The sequence below is a fragment of the Kitasatospora sp. NPDC093558 genome, assembly GCF_040683475.1.
Classification (GTDB): domain Bacteria; phylum Actinomycetota; class Actinomycetes; order Streptomycetales; family Streptomycetaceae; genus Kitasatospora.
This window is the reverse complement of sequence record NZ_JBFBDY010001091.1, coordinates 1-1,576: the sequence shown is the minus strand read 5'-3', so window position 1 is coordinate 1,576 and position 1,576 is coordinate 1. Positions and strand designations below refer to the sequence as shown.

1 protein-coding gene and 1 pseudogene are annotated in these 1,576 nt (G+C 71.6%); both read left to right on the top strand.

Features of this window, described 5'->3' with window-relative positions; genetic code table 11:
* Positions 1-233 precede the first annotated feature (233 nt).
* On the top strand, positions 234-1,253 hold the full coding sequence (locus tag AB0O00_RS38765) for a S66 peptidase family protein (RefSeq protein ID WP_363659376.1): 1,020 nt from the start codon (positions 234-236) through the stop codon (positions 1,251-1,253).
* Positions 1,254-1,326: 73 nt separating this feature from the next.
* Positions 1,327-1,576: pseudogene (locus AB0O00_RS38760) on the top strand (GNAT family N-acetyltransferase); the annotation flags it as partial.

Here is a 1,576-nt window from a genome sequence, read left to right as displayed (position 1 = left end):
GGTTTGCTCCTTCTTCCCGCAGGCCGGGAGGGCGCGATTCGCCCTCGAACCGGCGTGGGGTCTGCGTGATCCAACGAACCGTAGGGGCGACCAACCCCACAGGTCAAGGGCTGTCTACGCGCATGGTCTACGCGCGATGCAGCCTGGCCTCGGTGTGCCGGCCCCGCACCGCCGGAGCGGGCGGCCGGCGAAAGTCACGTGACCGCACCGGTCGCACCGGCGACACTGACGCCATGACCGGTTCCGCACTGCCTCGACTGCTTCGACCGCGGGCCCTGAGGCCCGGCGACCTCGTCGTCATCGCCTCGCTGTCCGGTCCGCTGCCGGCCGCTTACGAGCCCAACGTCGAGCGGACGGTGGCGGTGCTCGAACGGATGGGATTCCGCGTGCGCCGGGCTCCGTTGCTCGAAGCAGGACGCCGCCATTGGTGGAGCGCGGCCACGCCGGCCGAGATCGCCGCGGAGCTCAACGGCCTGCTGCGCGATCCCGAGGTGCGCGCGATCGTCGCGAGTGACGGCGGCCAGACGGCGCTCGGCTACCTCGACCTGATCGACGTCGAGGCGATCAGGGCCGACCCCAAGCCGATCCTCGGCTACAGCGACATCTCGCTACTGCACCTGGTGCTCTACGCGCGCACGGGTCTGGTCGGGTTCCATGCCGACATGGCCGTCCCCGGCTTCGGCGGGCACTGGCAGTCCGCGCCCGTGGCGCGCCGGGCGGAACTCGAAGCGCTCTACGCCAAGTTGCTGACCGGTACCGAGGCGATCGGTGCGCTGCCCGCGAGCCCGTCGTGGGAATGCTGGCGTCCCGGTCGTGCCGAGGGCCGGCTGATCGGCGGGGTGATCAACCGCATCGTGCTGGCGCAGGCGACGCCTTTCGCGCTGCCGCTCGAACGGTTCGACGGTGCGGTGCTGTTCTGGGAGGAGATGGGCGGCCTGGCCTCGTACGTGTGGAGCTATCTGCAGGTGATGCGGCACTGCGGCATCCTCGATCGGATCTCGGGCATGGTCGTGGGCGTTCCGCGCGAGATCGGCGGCCTCGAACCCGGCGCCTCCCCGACCCTGCGCGAGATCGTCCTCGACGTCCTCGGCGACCGGGACATCCCGGTCCTCGGCAACGTCGAGTTCGGGCACGCCGGCCCGAACCTGCCGATGCCGGTCGGCATCCGCGTCGGCCTCGACGCGCAACAGCGGACGTTGTCGCTGCTCGAACCGGCGGTGAGGCCGCACGCGACGACGGGACCGGCCGACTGAGTGCCCTCGTGGGCTTGGGGTGGAGGAAAAATCGGCCTGCGGACGGCGGATCGACGGGAGTACCGTCCCGGGCATGGGATCTCACCAGCCGCTCCCCCAGTCCACCGTTGCCGTGCCCGTCAGCGTGCGGGACCTCCGCCCGCAGGACCTGCCCGCGTGCACGTGGTCCGGGTCGGCCCTCCATCTCCGCAGCGTGGAACGGGAGTTGGCGCGCGCGGCAGCGGGCGAGGTGGACTACCTCGCCGTCTGCACGCCCGTGGACCTGCCGGTGGCGATCGGCGGCGTCGACTACCAGGCTGCCGCGGGCGCGGGCACGATCTGGC

Bases quoted from the DNA above. Each gene is read 5' to 3' on its own strand.
- AB0O00_RS38765 (WP_363659376.1), top strand. From the start codon at position 234: ATGACCGGTTCCGCACTGCCTCGACTGCTTCGACCGCGGGCCCTGAGG.